General features: G+C 54.1%; 12 protein-coding genes. 11 read left to right on the top strand and 1 reads right to left on the bottom strand.

Annotated elements, in window-relative coordinates; all coding sequences use genetic code 11:
• Window positions 1-3: 3 nt before the first annotated feature.
• The 10 genes from ACGY09_RS13355 (at window position 4) to ACGY09_RS13310 (ending at window position 16,514) form a co-directional block, all read left to right on the top strand.
• Window positions 4-3,636 (top strand): response regulator, encoded by a 3,633-nt coding sequence (locus tag ACGY09_RS13355; RefSeq protein ID WP_397568110.1) that lies wholly within the window; start codon window positions 4-6, stop codon window positions 3,634-3,636.
• Window positions 3,637-3,719: 83 nt separating this feature from the next.
• Window positions 3,720-4,232, top strand: coding sequence for a PRC-barrel domain-containing protein (locus ACGY09_RS13350; protein ID WP_397568109.1), 513 nt, complete (start codon window positions 3,720-3,722; stop codon window positions 4,230-4,232).
• An 823-nt stretch (window positions 4,233-5,055) separates the two neighbouring features.
• Window positions 5,056-5,328 carry an SDR family NAD(P)-dependent oxidoreductase gene (locus tag ACGY09_RS13345; RefSeq protein ID WP_397568108.1) on the top strand — a complete coding sequence of 91 codons (273 nt, stop codon included), beginning with the start codon at window positions 5,056-5,058 and terminating at the stop codon, window positions 5,326-5,328.
• Window positions 5,329-5,506: 178 nt separating this feature from the next.
• On the top strand, window positions 5,507-8,494 hold the full coding sequence (locus ACGY09_RS13340) for a thioredoxin-like domain-containing protein (RefSeq protein WP_397568107.1): 2,988 nt from the start codon (window positions 5,507-5,509) through the stop codon (window positions 8,492-8,494).
• A gap of 581 nt (window positions 8,495-9,075) precedes the next feature.
• Window positions 9,076-9,825, top strand: coding sequence for a hypothetical protein (locus tag ACGY09_RS13335; RefSeq protein WP_397568106.1), 750 nt, complete (start codon window positions 9,076-9,078; stop codon window positions 9,823-9,825).
• Between the two features lie 826 nt (window positions 9,826-10,651).
• Window positions 10,652-11,182, top strand: coding sequence for a hypothetical protein (locus tag ACGY09_RS13330; protein WP_397568105.1), 531 nt, complete (start codon window positions 10,652-10,654; stop codon window positions 11,180-11,182).
• A gap of 99 nt (window positions 11,183-11,281) precedes the next feature.
• Window positions 11,282-11,722 carry a hypothetical protein gene (locus ACGY09_RS13325; RefSeq protein WP_397568104.1) on the top strand — a complete coding sequence of 147 codons (441 nt, stop codon included), beginning with the start codon at window positions 11,282-11,284 and terminating at the stop codon, window positions 11,720-11,722.
• A gap of 63 nt (window positions 11,723-11,785) precedes the next feature.
• Window positions 11,786-13,177, top strand: a complete 1,392-nt coding sequence (locus ACGY09_RS13320) for a hypothetical protein (RefSeq protein ID WP_397568103.1) — start codon at window positions 11,786-11,788, stop codon at window positions 13,175-13,177.
• Between the two features lie 440 nt (window positions 13,178-13,617).
• Window positions 13,618-14,763, top strand: coding sequence for a leucine-rich repeat domain-containing protein (locus ACGY09_RS13315; RefSeq protein ID WP_397568102.1), 1,146 nt, complete (start codon window positions 13,618-13,620; stop codon window positions 14,761-14,763).
• 1,247 nt (window positions 14,764-16,010) lie between these two features.
• Window positions 16,011-16,514 (top strand): DinB family protein, encoded by a 504-nt coding sequence (locus ACGY09_RS13310; RefSeq protein WP_397568101.1) that lies wholly within the window; start codon window positions 16,011-16,013, stop codon window positions 16,512-16,514.
• 175 nt (window positions 16,515-16,689) lie between these two features.
• Here ACGY09_RS13310 and ACGY09_RS13305 read toward each other — a convergent pair whose 3' ends face one another.
• Window positions 16,690-17,748, bottom strand: coding sequence for a M42 family metallopeptidase (locus ACGY09_RS13305; RefSeq protein ID WP_397568100.1), 1,059 nt, complete (start codon window positions 17,746-17,748; stop codon window positions 16,690-16,692).
• Window positions 17,749-18,130: 382 nt separating this feature from the next.
• Between ACGY09_RS13305 and ACGY09_RS13300 the strand changes: the two genes are divergently transcribed.
• Complete coding sequence (locus tag ACGY09_RS13300; RefSeq protein ID WP_397568099.1) at window positions 18,131-18,367, top strand: hypothetical protein; 237 nt, start codon at window positions 18,131-18,133, stop codon at window positions 18,365-18,367.
• Window positions 18,368-18,561: the final 194 nt, after the last annotated feature.

The raw sequence follows: 18,561 nt of genomic DNA, 5'->3' as shown, positions 1-18,561 counted from the left end.
ACTTTGAACTATGCAAAGATTCTCCATCTCGAAGACAGCTCCATCGATGCCGAGTTCGTGCGTGCACGACTCGAGCAGGCGAGCCTCGTCATCGTTCTCGATCAGGTCAGTGACCGCAAGTCTTATCTTGCCAAGTTACAATCGCAGAGTTACGACCTGATTCTCTCAGATTACCAGGTGCCGATGTTCGACGGTTTGGCCGCTCTCGAAATTGCAAAGGTGCACCTGCCCAACGTGCCATTCATTTTCGTTTCCGGAGCAATGGGTGAAGAGACGGCAGTCGAAGCACTCAGGCATGGTGCTACCGACTACGTCCTCAAGGACCGACTCGCACGGCTACCAGCGGCGATCGAGCGCGCGCTCGCCGAGGCAAAGGAGAAGTCGGAGCGCCAAAAGGCCGAAGCTCGCGCTCGGTCCATCCTTGAGAGCATGAATGAGTCCTTTCTGGTTCTCGATACGGATTGGCGAATCACTTATGTCAATGTGGCTTTCGAACGGATGAATTGCGTCGGTCGCGAGGAAGTCTTAGACCAAGACTTCTGGAAGTACTTCCCCGGGAAACTCGGAACGAGTGCGGAAATCGAATACCGACGCGTTATGTCCGACGGCGTGTCAGTCGAGTTTGAGAATCACGACGCAGAATCGAACCGCTGGTTTGATGTCAAAGCCTACCGCTCACCCGAAGGAGGGATTTGTGTCCAGGCACGAGAGGTCACAGAGCGGAAGCAGGCTGAACTTGCCTACGAGGAGACCAAGCGACGCTTCCGACTTGCACTCCAGGGCAGCCGGATGGGAACGTGGGATGTCGATCTTAACACGGGTGTGATGACGTGCTCCGATACCTGCAAGTTCAATTACGGTAGATCACGACTTGATTCATTCACCTATTCGGATCTGACCGAATCTGTTCATCAGGACGATCTACTTCGATGGCAGGCAATCGTTAACGAGGCAATCACCAACGGTAGTGACTTCGAGGTCGAGTATCGAGTTAACTGGCCGGACCTCTCGATCCACTGGGTAAATGTTCGGGGTGCTTGCATCCGCGACAGATCTGGAACAGTGACCGCCTTGTCAGGGCTTTCCATCGACATTACGGAACGGAAAGAAATTGAAGAATCGCTTCGAGCGAGCGAACGCCGTGTCGCTGAAGATGCGGCAGCACTTGCTCGACTCAACGAAGCAAGCTCTCAACTTTGGCGGAGGCCGAGTCTGGCAGAGGGTTTGGAACAGGTCTTGGATGCGACGATCGATCTGTTGGGCGCGAACATGGGCAACATCCGATTGCTCGAGGGGGGCTCTCTGCGGATGGTGGCCCAGCGAGGATTTCGGCCGGACGTTCTGGATCCCTTTGAAGAGATGACGGCAATCGATGGCTCGGCCTTCGGGCAAACTCTCCTCGCGAGAGTCATCGAAGATATTGAAACCGACCCTCTGTACGAGTCTCTTCGCCCGATGGCACGTTCGGCTGGTTATCGTGCTGTGTATAATACACCAATCATTGGGCGCGGCGGTGAGACCCTGGGGATCATTTCCACCCACTTTAGCGCCCCTCACAAACCAGATGAGCAGGATCTCCGCCGTCTGGACCTCTATGTTCGCCAGTCTGCCGACTTCATCGAACACTACCGAGCTGAGATGGCACTCCGGACGAGCGAAGAACGATTTCGCGCTCTCGTCACGGCCACATCAGACGTCGTTTTCAGGATGAGTCCCGATTGGACGGAAATGCTGCAGTTGAACAGCGGCGAATTTATGGGACAACCCAACCAGACGAGCCGTACATGGTTGGATGATCACCTTCCGCCTGATGACCAAGCCCTCGTGCTGGCAACAGTCAAAGACGCAATTCAAGCGAAAACGGTGTTTCAGTTAGAACACCGTTTTATTCAATCGGACGGAAAGATCAGTTGGGTCTTCTCACGAGCAATTCCGGTTCTGGATGCTGGAGGCAAAATTGCTGAGTGGTTTGGTATGGCCAGTGATGTCACCCGCCGCAAATTGGCGGAGGCGACACTTGAACAACTCTTGGTTGACGAAAAACGGCGTGCCGCACTGCTGGAACGAGTTGCAACTGCCTCGCGGTCTGTGAACGCTGTGCTTTCAGCGGAAAGCATCGCACGAATATTGACGGAAGAGGCACGTGATATCCTTGAGGCGACTCTTGCGGTTACGACGTTCACGACCAGCGAAGGCTGTCAGCAAGACATCCAATCAGCAGCGGTGGATCGAAGTGGCACCACAGTTTCCAACGACGAGCCTGCGATCGACAGAGCACTCGCAGCGAATGTCTGCAAGCAAAACCAGCCGATTCGCATTCCTCGCCGGAGCGATGAACCCCTCAGATGGGGACGGCTTGCTGCTCCCCTCATCGGCCACGGAGGGAAGAATTTGGGCGTTATCCAAGTTGCAGGCAAGTACGAATCTGACTTCACTTCAGCAGACGAGGCGGTTCTCGCCCAACTTGCGACCATCGCCGCGGTTGGGCTGGAAAATGCGCGCCTCTATGAGCAACTTCGAGAACAGGATCGGCGAAAAGATGAGTTTTTAGCAACACTGGCGCATGAACTTCGCAATCCTCTCGCGCCAGTCCGAAACGGCCTGCAAATTCTTCGCTTCTCCAATGACGAAACGACGACCGCGCCAATTAAGCAGATGATTGAGCGGCAAGTCGCGCATATGGTCCGCCTCATTGACGACCTTCTGGACGTCTCTCGCATCACTCGCGACAAGGTCGACCTCAAGAAAGAACTGGTCAATCTACGCGAGATCTTCAACTCGGCTCTAGAAGTCAGCCATCCGCTGATCCAAGCAGGAAGGCATGAGATCATCGTCGCTCACGCCAAGGAGACCCTCCTGCTCGATGCAGACCCGACCCGACTCGCTCAAGTTGTTACGAATCTCCTCAATAACGCCGCCAAGTACACCCCCGAAGGGGGCCGAATTGAATTGACGGCCGAGCGAGAGGGAAGAGAAGCCGTCATACGCGTACGTGATAACGGAGTTGGCATCCCTCGGGAAATGCTCCCGAAGGTCTTTGAAATCTTCACGCAGGTAGGAAGGACGCTCGACCGCTCGCAAGGGGGGCTTGGAATCGGCCTCGCGCTCGTGAATAGGCTGATAGACATGCATGGAGGGAGCATCACTGCCACAAGCGAAGGCCTGGGGCATGGGAGTACGTTTGTCGTCCGTCTGCCGCTTGCGATGAACGTACCTGAGTCGCAGGAGGGCGATCAAAGTGAACTTCCTCCTGTGGAGCGTTCACTCCCACTTCGCATTCTCGTGGTCGACGACAATTTCGACTCCGCAGCGAGTCTTGCAATGTTGTTGAAGCTCAATGGACATACAACTCAGACGGCTCACAACGGCCCGGATGCTCTCGCGGTCGCGGAAAGCTCTCGACCTCAGGTCGTATTTCTGGATATCGGTTTACCAGGAATGAATGGATACGAAGTCGCTCACCGGCTGCGCTCGAATACTGCGCTGGGGAAGCTATTCCTCGTCGCCCTGACGGGATGGGGGACTGAGGACGACAGGAGAATCGCGAAGGAGTCAGGCTTCGACCACCACTTCACCAAGCCAGTCGAAATGACCGCGATCGTCGACCTGCTGAGGGAACTTGGACGTCGTGCCTGACCGGTGGCGAGTGCTCGACCGTCATCGCCGCAATTTCGCTGGATCCGCGGTTCATAAATTGCATCAGGTCCTTCAAGCGATGAATGTTTCATCGCTTGAGTGAAGGTTTGAGAAAAGGAATACGTACGATGCATTACGCTCGAATGATGGCTTGTATCGCTGTACTAGGTTACTCGATGGTCGCATCCGCTGAGGACACGCCGCAAAAAAAAGCAGAGGCCAAATCGGTTGAAGGTTCAATCGTTCGCGCAAGTTCGATTGCCGGGATGGTCGTCCGCGGGCCCGACAACAAAGACTTGGGCAAAGTTGAAGATGTGGTAATTGATACGGAAACAGGCGCGGTTCGCTACGCTGCGATCAGTTTCGGTGGGTTCTTAGGAATTGGTAACAAACTGTTCGCTGTTCCATTCAAGGCTTTGCGAGTCAAACGTGAGCCAGGTTCCAAGGCGCCGCATTTTGAAATCAACATCACGAAGGACGCGCTCGAGAAAGCCGAAGGATTCGATAAGAACCATTGGCCAAATTTCGCGGACGCTGATTACGCCCGACAGAATGACCGACATTTCATCATCATTGAAGTGGAAAAGGTGAAGTGAGACAGGCTTGCCTGTTATCCGTACTGGATGGAGACGAGTGCCATGTCAGACATGGCGAAGTAACTTGAAAGGGCGTTGATTCAGCCGCCAAAAACATGCGCCGAGACCGCGGCGGACAACAGGGCGGCGGCAGGGCAGGAAATTAAGGATGCGGGTGAATAAGGCGAACGAGACTCACATAAAACCACTGGCTGCCCCAGTGGTTTTGTGCACGTTCCCCGCTTGTCTGAAGCGACTCCATTCGAGCAGATTAAAAAAATTGCACTTGTACAGAAGCCGAACGCGATTCATTCATCAAAACTTCTTTGCTAACGAATTGACTTACTGCTTTCTGACCTCACGAGTCACATCCACGTGCTTCGCACGGTAGGAACCGGTTGGTTGTCAATCGCTCGCGCTGCTCATGAACCAACCGACTGGACCGGTGGTGAAGGACTCTTCAGCTGAACACACTCTTCTCAACCCGCTCAATGCTGCAACGTCGCCTCGAACGATCCCTTTGCCCTCGACACATTGGAAAGGGCCATCGCAAGTGTCATCCTGATCGGGGAACAGAATTCTCTTCCTGAGCAGTCGTCCAAATTTGCCACTTACGGTGACAACGCTGCGACCGCGAACATTCAAACTGCGAGTTTGTCGATCGCGCATTGGCATTGGCGGAAGAGGGCCAGGTCGAGCAGGCGGATCGCCCGACATTGAAGCCAGTTTGACGACGCCGAACGGAACGCATGACGTGATGCGAAATCCCCGATGAATCCTTTCACCGACAGTTCAATCTGAAGTTGCTGGACTAATCCTGGTTGCACAGGAAGCGATCAAGCACATGCCGCGCGACAGAGGCGTGATCGTAAATACTGTCTCTGTTGTCAGCACACGCTCTCCACCGGTGATGGCGGTTTATAACGCGACAAAGTCAGCCGTTGACTACCTGACGACGACGTTCGCGAAAGAACCGGCGCCACGCAGCAGTCGCGTGAATTTGGTGAAGATCGGATTCATCGCCAAGGGAGTTGTCTTCCTCGCCTCAGACGACTTAATCAAGATGATCGGCCCGATGCTCTCTCTCACCGTCTCCGCCGGTGAGCATTTTCTTTGAGCTGGGAAGTCGAAAGTAGTAAGTTGGCTGAACATCGATGACGGCTAGCTTATTGTCGAACAATGAAAGATCTGGCCGGGTGATGCCGTGCAGTGCCGCTTGTGATCAGCATTGTTACAAGAGACAAGTTCCAGCGTTGACGAATAGCACTCCCTTATCCACGAGAAGCGGAAGCCAAATGCACCGTCACCAGCAGCGTATGCGACGTCACGATCGTGTTTCCCTCGACTCAGGCGACCCATTAATCCTTGCACGGCGGCGTTATAAGCGGATGAGAGATCGGGCGTTGGCGCGCGTGGCAGGTTGGTCTCGTACTGGCGTGTTGGTTGCGGCGATGATGGCAGGCGTCATCTCATGTGGAGTAAAGGATTCCAACGGAAGTGATTCCCCTGTCGAATCAATAACGTCGAAGCCTGCGGCTCAGGCCACCGCCATTGAGGAAAGTCGCACGATACAAGCAGCAGATCCGTCGGGTGGAACTGCCGGTGAGCTGGAAGTTGAGAAGCCTACCTGGCCTGAAGGTGCGACGGTCGAAGGGAGGGTCATCGATCACCGCGGGAACCCTGTCGCGAATGCCGAGGTGATCTTGCTCGGTGAAGAATGCATCTGTGTCGATTCCAATGCGACGAAGCGTTCCTGGTTCGTCCTGGAGAAGAAAGAGCTGCAGCCTCGATCTGCGATGACAGACGGAGATGGAACATTTTCTGTCAAACGTGAAAAAGGATCTGCCGATCGGATTGCGATCATCGCCGACGACCCCATACTGTGGATCGTCCTTCGCAAAAATCTCACTCGCAACACGGACCTCGAACTTCGGCTGCCGGAATCAGGGTCTGTGGTGATTCGTTACAATCTACCCGGAAAACCTGCGGAACAAAGCACGAGAGTTTGGATGCGTTCTCTGGATGGCGCGACATGGAATCAAGATTTCTTGCGGATTGAAGAATTTCAATTGGCCGTTAAGAACCCGGGTGAAAGAGTTCTCTCGAAGCTGCCACCGGGTCATTATGGTGCACAACGCATTATCATCACTCGGGAGGATGCTTCGTCACGTCTTATGACTCATGCAGATCGCAAGCTGTTTCAGGTTGTTTCCGCCCAGGAAGCAGGCGTTGACTTTGAGAGTAAGCCGGGAAAACGGCTCGAGGGACGGGTGACTGGACTCGAAAATGCAGACCTCAGGTCCGCCCGCCTGACGGTGAAATATCTTGGTCCGGAGGAAATACTCGGGCGAGATGGAAAACCAGGCCGAATGCTGGTTGCGCTAGACGTGCTCCCGATTTCGTCCGACGGACATTTCACGATCGACTCAATACCCCCTGGGAACTATGAAGCGTCCCTGTATGCCGTACTCAGAACGACGCCGCGTCAGTCGTCTCAGTCAGCGGATTTTAGCGGTCAGCTGTCATTCACTGTTCCCGAAGAGGGAGATCCAGCGCCGATTAAAGTCGTGGCGAAGGCGCAGGCCGCGCGAGATCTGGCGAGCGTCAAAGGGCGTCGATTGCGAGTGATTGACGAAGCAGGAAAGCCAGTACCTCAGTTCGACGCAATGGTCTATTCGGAGAAGTCCGGCTCATCGCCGTGGACCGCTGGTGGTAGTGGAATCGTGTTTCTCGACAGTGCGGCTTCCCGTTCCGATGCGGACAAATTTGATGTGACGGTTCATGCCGATGGTTTTGCTCCCAGATTGGTGAGTTTTTCCAGCGAACAGAATGAAAGCCTGGAGAAGGGGGAACAAGTCCTCACGCTTCGTCGCGGCCAGAAAGTTCAGTTGATATTCCATCTTCCTGCTGGGATGGCGCGGCCCAAGGGGATGCTCGCGCAAACTTATTTTGACAATTTCCAGGGAAGGGCGCGATCTCTGCGCCAACCGATGAATCACCAGATCGATCCGATATCAGCGACGGATGCTCTGAAGCTTCGCGAGATCGGGACAGGTCAATTTGAATTCTGGTATGGAGAGGAGTCCCCTCAATTCCACGTCGCGATCCACGAGCCCGGGTTTCTACGATATTTTGAAACAGGACCGTTCACTTACGCCGACTTTAAAGACGGGCAGATCCATATCGATGTGCCCCGCCCCGCAGGCTTCGACGTCTCGTTTGAACCAGGTGACCATGTGGATAAAATCCCTTCCTACAAGACGGTGACATTCAAAATCCATCGGACAATCCTGGGGAATCGGGTCCTGGTAGCCGATTCTCATGAGGTCGAAGGGAGAGCAGCCCAGTGGTCAATCACCGATCTAGCTCCGGGAAATTATACTGCCTATGTTCGAACGCAGCCCGAAAACAAAACCCTAACGAAAGAACCAGCGGTCAAACACGAAGGGAAATATAGTGATCGGAAAAATCTGGACCTGAAGCCGGGCGAGATAGAGCATGTCGTATTTCGATCGACTCCGTATGATCCGAACGCATACAGGGGTGACCGCACGGCAGTCTTACAGATTCTGACCCCTGACCGAACCCCGGCAGCGGCTCGGCAACTGAATGTGACTTACTATGACGGTCACTATGGATCTCTCGAAGTCTTCACAGGCTTGATTCCCGAATCGGGAAAAATTGAACTCGCGGGAATCACTGATCACGTCCCGTCTGGTTCGACGATGAAATCAGCCTACACAGTGCTCGTGGACGGGCGTCGGGTGGGAACGTTCGCGTTCAAGGGAACCTCCCTGGCAGAGACGTTTGAATTCCTGCTGGCTCCCGATGTGGGCGATCTGGCTCCTGACATCGAATTAAAACCCATCTCCTCCGATCAACCGATTCAACTTCACGATTTGCGGGGGAAAGTTGTCTTTCTGGAATTTTGGGCCACGTGGTGCGGTCCCTGCCAGGATCCCATGAGGAAGCTGAATGACATCGCCGCAAAACACCGAGATGCATGGAAGGACAAGATCGCGCTCGTACCGCTGAATGTCGATGACAACCAGGGAGTCGTTAACAAACATATCGCAGCAAACGGCTGGACTCAGCTTGACCATTACTGGGCAGGAGAAGACGGAGTTGGAGATGTTGAAACTCCAGCCGTCAAAGCGTTCGTCGTCTCCAGCTTCCCGACCGCTCTTCTGATCGGAGCAGATGGCCGAATCCTTTGGCGAGGCAGTCCCGCAAGAGAAGACAACATCTCCATCGAAAGCCGAATTGAAGCCGCGTTAAAGTAGGTCCTGAACGTAATAGAAAAATGCGGTATCACCACGCCCGGAAGCCGCGTTTTCTCGTGATATTGAAGTTTCGCGCGGCGCACCCGTCGAAGAGACTCGGTCGCGTCTGGTGAGATCAAAATGTCGTGCGAGAAATGCGATACGAGAGGCGTGTGATGCGAAATTGGGATGTGGTCTTGCGTGGCGCAGGAATCTTGCTGGTCGGGCTCTTGTTTGTAACACGATGGCCGATTCTGTACGCGACTATGTCCCTAATCTTTGCAATTTATGGATGTTACGTTATTAGACTCGGGTTAAAGGCGATGGCAAAGACTGAAGAGAATGACCCTGACCTTCGGGCGAAATACCGTGACTGGGGCACGAAAATAATTGTCCAAGGCTGTTTCTATCTGGTTTTTGCATTGATGTTTCTCGGAAACTATTGCAGTCCACCCGAGAATGTACGTTAAAACGGAAGGCTGGTTCGCAGTCATGAACACGATCTGTGTTCCCCGAGTTCACCCCTCGGAACGCGAAGCAAAAATGCGGCGTCACCACGCCCGGAAGCCTCTATTTGAGTTTTCATTGCCGAGACCAGAGAGATGAAAATTTATACTACAGAACGCTTCTCAGACTACTTTAAGTGGATGATAGGCGCGTTAATCTTTACAGCACTACTTATTCTCTTATCTGCGATCATTTTATTGTCACGCCTTGAGCACATCGCGGTATGGATGTGGTCACCAATTGATTCTGTGCCAGCGGTAGCTTTACGGCCAAGTAGTACTTCGGCTTTAAGCACAGTCACATTCCCTCAGGTTGAGTTTGAAATTCCCTCTCAGGTCGGAGGTCCGACAAATCAAGAGTCAATTGCCAAGGCGGGCTTTGTCGGCGATAGGCTGTCGTGGAGTACCGGAGAGTTAATAATTTCTCGACTCGGGCACAAGGACATCACGAGTTGGGAGTGGAAGCTTCAGGTGAGTGAAGACAAAACCTACGCCGAACGGGTGGCCCATTTGTACGGTTTTTCTTCCAGCAGGTTTAGCTTTTTGTTTAATCGTCAACAGCTTGCCGAGTATCGCTATCTTTACTGGTTGGCGAAGCTGTGCAGATATGGGGAAATTGAAAGAGTTGAAATCCATGACACTCCAGAGTTGAGCGCACTGGTTTGTGTTCCTTCCCAAGATGGTCAAAGGCACTGGGTGGTGGCAACGATGCTCTCGAGGGACGAGGAAATCTTCGAATGCTTGGTGCGGAGCGATAATGTGACGGAATCGGTTGAGATCGTCCGGGCTGTCGTAAGAACCTTCCGCGAAAAGGAAGGGCCACATGAGACAAAAGGCGGAATTTGAAGTTGTCGGGAATGGATGGACTAGAAATAGAGTTATGCAACAAAGTACGCTGTTTTTCCGTTAGTCTTCTCAAGGCCAGCGACCCCAGCCCCACCGCGATCGTCATTTGTTCCGGCCCAACGGGCCACCCGTTTCCCTAGCCCAGCCCATCGGGCTGGGATGTGATCCAACAAATGATCGTCATCCCATCTGGACATGGCAAACCCACATGGCGATGACGGTTTCGATTCAAATGAATGACCGCCCCTTCAGGCCTGAAACCATTGTGGCTTCCCTGAACCCCAGCCCGTTGGGCCGGGCTATGGGAACGGATGGCCCTTTGGGCCGGAAGAGACCGGAACACGCCACAGAGGCCATTGATGTCCATCGCGCGAATGAACGCTGGCCAATTCAAACCGACATTCGCAAATGCCAACATCGATCAAAACCCCACGGCAACCACGACCGCAACCCGCATCGTGACCACGACCACGACCACGACCACGACCACAAATACAAATGCAAGTGCAAATGCTGACCCCATCTCATCCGGCCCAAAGGGCCATCCATTCCCATAGCCCAGCCCATCGGGCTGGGATGTGGTCCGGGTAAAGACGACAAGGCCTGAAGGGCCGACCGTTCGAACGCATACCGAGCCGCAACCGAATCATTTCCAGCCACCGCTGCCCTACCCGTTATTGCGGCCCCTGTCCGGTCCATCGTATCTGGCTCATCTGCCTGCCCCTCAACAGCGTATGCTGCGTCCCAATACTGTTGGGATTGAGATTCTATGTATCCTCTGGCAGCATAAGTCGGGATCTCGTCCGTCATCACAAGAAGAGGTTGAATGAGTCGTCAGAAGCAATTAAAAGAAACAATGTTGACCCTGCCTTCAGTATCCCTTTTGGGCAAGCGATGCTGGTATGTAAGTATTGGGAGTGTCGATTCTACATTTCAATTGGCATTAGGGGAGAAAGTTCGGCGTGCCGAGCCGCTCCTCAACAGATTTCATTCAACAGATTACCGAATCTATGAGGGCGAAACGAATCTGCTGGTCTGGTGCACCTGGAGGTTGCGACAGAATCAGCGTTTGGTGACGAGTTCTGTAGATCTCGAGGATCGAGCGCAACGTCAGTTAAGGAAGCTGGTTGGTTGCCAGGTGCAAGAAGTCCACGTGACTGGCGTCTCATGGGATCTACGCATCGTGTTCGACGATAAACGAGTTCTGGAGGTGTTTTGTGACCGCTTGGCGCACCGTAGGTCTTCGGGTGACGATTGGGAACTCATAACAAAGCAAAAAGCGATGTACGTGGGCTCTGGTGGGAAAGTCACTGTTATGACCAGGGGTCCTGAAACTGGAGAAAATCCTGCGGAATGAACGCAGAGTTACCGTGAACGGTGGGCGGGAAACAGCATGTCATCAACTGGAGGGGCTGTGTCCTCGTGAGTCCGATCCCTTTCGACGGGGCTGCAGTTGATGCTTTCTGAGGACAAAGAATTGAAAGACATTCTTGCGACATTTTCGAGAAAATATGATCAGTTGTTCGACAGGTATAATGACCCGCGAAGCAGCTTAGGTGATGTTAAAGAGATTCAGTCTGAAGCACAGAAACTGGCATCTCAAATTGAGGATTCGCTTAGTGCATGTGACGAAGTTGAGAAGTTGCCACTGACCAGTTCATTGTGGAATTGTCTGAAATTCGCAGCAACGTGCGCGCAAAAGGTTGGAGATTTGAGTGAGTCGGTTTATTTGTACAGAGCCGCGATGGTTCATTTCCCCGAAATCGAAACTCGCGTCTCGTTGGTACTGGTCCTCTGCGAATCGAAACGTTGGACTGAGGCCTGTCTTCTTCTTAATTCGATCGACGGGCGGATTCTGAAATTGTCGGGAATTGTTCGACAAGAAATTGGGGTATGAGAAAGTCCGTGAATCGCTGTAAAGAGCGTTTACCACAACGTTTTTTCAGGGAGCGATTCACGGATGAACGCAGAATATCAACGACTGGAAGCGGAGGCGAGTGTCGTCGAAGCAGAACTGCGGGATTGGGGGATGACTGTCGATCTCCGCTCCGCTGCCGACGTGACGAAGTATGAGCAGCAGTACGCCGCCCTGGGCAGAAAGTTGGCATCGCTCCGCCTGGGTCTTCACTTAATTCGGGCAACTCACTCTTGCGAGCTGCGATTGAAGGAACGGCAGTTTATCAAGTCACTTCCAAGGACCTACCATTCTCAGGGAATACGCCAGAAGAAAGTTCATCTTCCAGGTGACGTCGCCGTAACACTCATGGTGACGTATTACCACCGTTGCCAATCGGGTGGGAACAGTCGTCGGGGTTTGTTTCCGATGCTGATGCTGCTGGGGATTGCCGGTCATTACACCCCACAAATCCGCACGCGGATGGCGAAAGCCGCGGCACTGCTGGGATCCTATGATGAGGCGGTGACGATGCTCGCCGAAGAAGGGATCAGCATCTCCGTCAACCAACTGCGAACGGTGACTGCGGGAATGGGCCAATTACTTCGGCGAATGACCGACCTCGGTTCAATGACCGCGACGGGAACAGTGTCGGGCCGACGGATTGTGGTGTCGATGGATGGGGGGCGTGTCCGTTTGCGGGAGCGACGTCGAGGCAAAACGAAGAAGGGGCGCAAGCGATTCTCACCGAAATGGCGTGAACCACGACTCTTCATCATCTATGCCGTGGATGAAGAGGGCCGGATGGCGAGCGACTTCGCCCCCGTCATTGACGGCACCATGGGTTCGTGTGACCAACTGTTCGCATTACTGCTGGCCTACCTGCGGGGGCTCGACTTGACGGAAGCCGCTCGCATCCTCTTCGTGGCGGATGGCGCCACTTGGATCTGGCGGCGGATCCCCAAGCTGATCAAGTCGCTGGGACTCCTTGAGGAAAAGGTCCAGCAATTGATCGACTTCTGGCACGCGATGGAATACCTGGGCAAGATTGCCGAGAGTAAGTCGCTCACGGGAAGTCGCAAGTCGCGCTGGCTGACGACTCAAAAGAAACGCCTCTGGCGGGGAGAGATCGGGGCAGTGGTCGATGAGATTCGATCGCTACTGGGCTCACACAGGACGAAAGACCAGAAGACCTGGTTGAACTATTTCATCACGAACGGACTGACCAATCGTCGCATGGACTATTCTCATGCGCGCGATCACCAGCTGCCGATCGGCAGTGGTGCCATCGAGAGCGCCGTTCGTCGCGTCATCAACCTGCGTGTCAAAAGCAATGCCGTCTACTGGCTACGGGAGAACGCGGAAACGATCATCCGAATCCGAGCATGGATCAAAGCGGGGAGAGCAGAAGAACTCTTCCATCAAACAACTTGCGTCACGCCCGAACTCGCTGCCTGATGCCTACGATTTTGAAATCCGCCCTCGATCGACGACGAACTCGTAATTAGCCGCATGCCTGAAGCAGCTGCTGAATTGCTTGAGTGGATATGCAGCGAGACGGTGCTCGCATGTGGTGTGAGCGAACGCGTCTTGCGCCTTTGCGTTTTGGCCGTGAATTCTCGCAGTCCTGTAAAAATTGTGTTTTGCGATTCGAGTCCTTAACCAAGCATACTTTCTTGGGTGAATTGCTGTTTTGGACGAAGAGACCGAAATCCTTTTGTGCCGAACAACATCGGCTATGTTCCCAGGCGTAGAACCCAGGGTTCGATCCATAGTTCATTTCTCGTTCAAACCCGTTGTGTTAAAGGCTGCATGGCGGAGTTCCTGGACAGAGCTTCTGATTTCGGTTCATTGCTTTGAGTATAAAAATTGTCGGTTCTCGGGTGCGAGGGGAGGAGATGAGTTTTATAAAACACTTGATGGCAGAGCGCAGGACGCGATTCGGATTAATCGTTGCAGGGTTCGTCCTTGCATACTTCGCGATAATATATTTTGAAGCTACTCGATCTAGGCTAAAAGTCTTCGATATACTTAGCGACTGGGGTACACCAGCGATTACTGTTCCAGAACCGTGGAGATCACTGGTTTCAGACAGGACGGCTTTCGGCCTGGGGTTATGTGGCATCGAGAAGGTTGAAGTCTCCAATGAGGATCTCTGTGGGCTAAAGATTTGGCGCGCGGGTCGGCTGGGCGACGCAACTGAGGTTAGGATGGATAACTGCGGTATCAGTGATTATTGTCTGTCTCAATTTCCCGCGATGCCGAATCTCGTTACCTTAAATCTGTCTTCCAATCCGCTGACGGATGTGGGTAGTAGTCTAATTGTCCTCTCGCAGGCACCAGACATTCGCCTTGTGTCGCTCAGCAACACTCGAATTAAGGATGCGACATCCTCAGTAATTCCGCAGCTGGCAAGAATCCAGTATATCAATTTGTCGGACACAGACGTGACCGCCAATGCCTTTGTTGGCGAGGGCTGGGTTGGAGCCCCTTACTACCTCAACATGTCGGGTATCGACCTGAGCGGAACAGAGATCCAGAACCTCCCTCTGACTCTTCAATCGCTTGAAATTTCGCGTTGCGGGGATATCACGGTTGCACTCCGAGATGTCGGCAAACTCCGACATTTGCGAAATTTTACCGCACGTAACACTCAGATTCGCGTCTCAGAAATCGAGTGGGAAGGGTTTCCTGGTGACCTTACCTCGTTGGATCTTGCCGGTGCAGGATTCGAGAGCACGGTTTTGGATCATGCTTCTGTCTTAAGGAGCATCAATGTGTTGAATGTATCTGAGTGCAAGATTGATGTAGCTGGGTGGCAAGCAATTGGTCGTATGGAAGGCCTGAAAGCATTGGAATGCGTCAGAACAGATGTATCGCCGTTGCTTAGCTCCCAGGTTGCTTGGCTGCCAAAATTGCAGGTAATTGCTCTCAGTGACGACACTCCCGGCCTGGAGGTGGCTCGGAAAATCAAGGAATTGACAAATGCTACCATGGTGATCGCTGTTAATTCGAAGAATGGTCATACCACAATACGAGAGTAATTCTTTAAACTGATCTTCGATCTTCAGCTCCGCTGCCGATGGGGCTGAGGAAGTGCGCAGGGACACTGCATCTGTCGTTGCCCTACTCGTTGAAGCTCACCGACGTCCGACGATTGGTTCGCTTGGAACTTTCCAATGGTTTGGAAGGTTGTGCTGTTCCCGTGGCTGCGTCTCTGGTAGGTAAGTTGGGTGGAGCATCTTGTAGGTGAGTTGAGATCGGCTTGTCTTGAGCAGGGCTACGGATCAGTGGCCGTGCAGTCCGTCGGCCGATGTTCGTCGTGTTGAAGGTACCGCTGTCAACTCCGTGCGGGAGGAGCGTCGTGGAGGTTCCGGGCGCAGAATTTGTTTACGGAGACGGATTGGCCAAGTTGGCCAGCCCCATGTCGTGCATGGATCGTGAGTTACGTGTTTTCGTAGGGGTCTGGCCAACTGGCCAGGCGATTTCGCGTTGAACTGGGATGGTCAAGTGTTTGTTGGTCCTCACATGAAATGCACTGTCCTGATTTCGTTCTGTCGCCCTTCAGGGTGTGAGGGCCGACGGCAACCTGTTCGTCTTTTGGCTGTTCCCGTTCGTGCGATTGCGGGTTGTTATCTTGTGGTGAACGACAAGATGTCGTGACGTTGAGATCTGCTTGCGATACGATCAGCGGCTGTTGATCTTCGCAGGCAGGCTTTTGTGAAGCTTAACCGCCCGTATGGCGGCGGCGAACTGAGAATTCTGCCTGAACCTGGCGGCCGGCTTCGGGGTCGTTGTTTGGTTTAATGGGATGTCTGATTGCTGCCCATGGGTTGCCGGGAGGCGTCACAGAGCGACATTGCATTGAGGCGTGCTGGAGCGGTGATTAGATGCTCAAGATGCTCAAGGTTGAGGAACATGAGCATCTAATCACAACACTGTAAAAACAGGGGTTTCTGCAATTAGGTGCTCAAGGTGCTCAAACGTGTGCAGCGTGCAATTCGGATTCCGGATTTCGAGGTGAGTTTGGTTGATCAGCATCGGATACCTTGGGTCCCAAGCCTGCGTCGAAATGCGTAATCGTGTTGTCAGTGTCCGTGAAGTCAGTGGGTGGCGGCGGGCGGGCGCGGAGGTAGACTGACTGGACTGGCCGGAGTGGTGGCGGAGATCAGGCAGGAACCCCTACCGGAATTTCGGTCCCGGCAGGGGATCATTTCAGCGGTCTTGAACTGGATGACGCTCACGCTGCGGGCGCAGCGTGAGGCGAGTTTACTTTATCAGGATAGAGATAATGGCATCGACGATCAGTGTGTTGTTGGAAGTGATGGATTTTTGTCGGGTTCGCACGCTGATGACGCTCGAAGAAATCGCGAAGCTGCCGGATCCCGCCGCAGTCCTGGGATGGCGGCCGGGGCCGGGGCGAGCGCACATCGGGTGGCAGTTAACTCATATTGGCATCACCGAAGAGCTGACCGCGACGGAGCGGATGCTGGGGACGACTCCCGCCTATGCCGATCTGGTTCCCCGGTTTAAGTTCGGCAGTGTTCCGGACGACGACATTCCGTCCGTCGAACAGATTCGCGAAGTGCTGGCCGAGTCGCGCAAGCACGTGCTGGAATGCTTCGCCCGGTTCAGCGATGCCGATCTGGACACGATCCCTCAGTGGTATCAGGAACGGGGCTGGAACATTCGCCGGATCCTGCAGATTTTGAGCTGGCACGAAGCGCACCATCAGGGGCAGGCACATATCACGTTCAATCTGTGGAAAGCCGCTCAGCCGAAGGCGGGAGCGTAGTTCGGGAACATGGACGACCGGCCTCCCGTGTCTGAGGCCGGTCGTGAAGCAGTGGCCGCTTACCTTCCCGATGTCGTCCCCCCCTGCTCCGCCAGAGGCCAAAGAGAGAATGGAACGTTCGCTGCCTGTCTGTGCATGTCAGATTGTTCTGCGAGCCGGGGCGACCATGATGCGATCAGGGGGTGAAGTCGCTCTTGGAATCGACAGACAGGCAGAACTGGGCGATGAGCTCTGCGGCCTGGTCGAGATCCTGAAGCGAAACGACCTCCACGGGACTGTGCATGTAGCGGTTCGGGATACAAACCAAGCCGGTGGCGACACCGCCGCGAGTCAGTTGAAGTTGTGCTGCGTCGTTGCTGGCGGCGGAGGCGAGGCCATTGACCTGTACCGGAATCGAGTTCTGTGCGGCTTTGGCAACGAGTTGATCGAAGAGGACGGGATTGACGTTGGGGCCACGATAGAGGACGGGGCCCTGACCGACTTTGATGCGGCCGAACTGGTTCTCGTCGATGGTGGGGCAGTCGGTGGCGTGGGTCACATCGACGACGATTCCCAGTTGCGGATCAATCTGGTGGGCACTGGTCTGGACACCACGCAGGCCGATCTCTTCCTGCACGGTCGAGACAGCGAAGACAGCCGCCTTGGGATTTTCCCGGCTGACTCGTTCGGCGGCGGAAATGACGGTCCAGGCACCGACCTTGTTATCCATCCCGGGGGCAGCGGCGAACCCGTTACGGAGTTCGCGGAAGCCGAGCTGGACGGTGATCGGGTCACCAATCGAAACAAGGCTGCGTGCTTCGGCACCGTCGCGGACGGCAATATCGACCCACAAGTTCTTGATTTCGGGGACCACTTTGCGGTCGTCGGGGGTTTGCAAATGAATCGCTTTGCGAGCGATCACACCGGGGATGGGGCCGTTTTTGGTCCAGACCTGAACATCCTGACCGAGCAGAACCTGAGGATCCCAGCCACCGATCGCGTGCACCCATAGGAAACCACGGTCGTCGATATGTTTGACAAGCAGGCCGATCTGGTCGCAGTGGCCCGCCAGCATGATGCGGGGTGAACCGGTCGGGTTGACTCCCACGATTACATTTCCGTGCCAGTCGGTGCGGATCGATTCGGTGAAGCCGCTCGCGTAGCGGCGCACCACATCCTGAACAGGTCGCTCGTATCCCGAGGGGCTGGGGGCGAGCAGCAGATCTTTGAGAAATTGAAGTGAAATACTGTCCATGGGCTGAAGCTTTTCGTTCCAGGGGAAGTGATTCGGTTTTGGGAGGAGGATGCGGTCCCGTCTGCTGAGGCTAAGTCTGCGGTAACTGGTGAGACTGGGCGATTTTTGCAGCAAATTGCTGCGTTTGTTTCCCTGAATTCGACTGAAATATTTGTGAAACCGGCTCGAAACCTTTGACCTTCTGACGGAAGCAGAATAGCGTGGCATTATCAACGACTAAGTCGCCATCCGTCCAGAGTTTAATGGTTGCATTGGGGGCGTGGCAGAGAACAGAAATGGTCTCTTTCAATTATGCAGCCCGTAGCGTCGGCGGACGGTTCGGTGAACTTGTCTTGAAATTGCGGTCGTGGGCCTTCTCTCAGAAAATCATGGAGGATGCACTATGCGTTTGACTCCCATCCCAACTCCGCAACAACTCCGCGAACTTCTCGGTCAGGTTGAGCAGGCCGTCCATGCACGAACCGGCGGACGTATCCGCGGCTTGCAGGTCCGGGTCGATGAAGGTTGCGTCGTCGTCTCGGGCAGCACCTCGACCTACTACAATAAGCAACTCGCCACGCATGCAATCCGCGACACGGTCGAGGACCTTGCGGTCCAGAATGAAGTGGAAGTCTGCTGAACCGAATCGATCATTTGGTTTGGTGGGCCTGGTTGAGTTGTGATATGCCCGAGCAGACGTGAACCGACTTCCACGCAGAAAGTCGGGCGAGGAGAGTTCGTTCTGTCGGTGATGCATATCTGCCCGGGATCGATATAATTGCCGTCGCGCTGTGCGGAACGAGACTTGGTCTCTGCAACGACAGCGCACCTTCA

Source organism: Schlesneria sphaerica (assembly GCF_044336245.1).
Classification (GTDB): domain Bacteria; phylum Planctomycetota; class Planctomycetia; order Planctomycetales; family Planctomycetaceae; genus Schlesneria; species Schlesneria sphaerica.
This window is presented reverse-complemented; position numbering and strand designations above follow the sequence as displayed.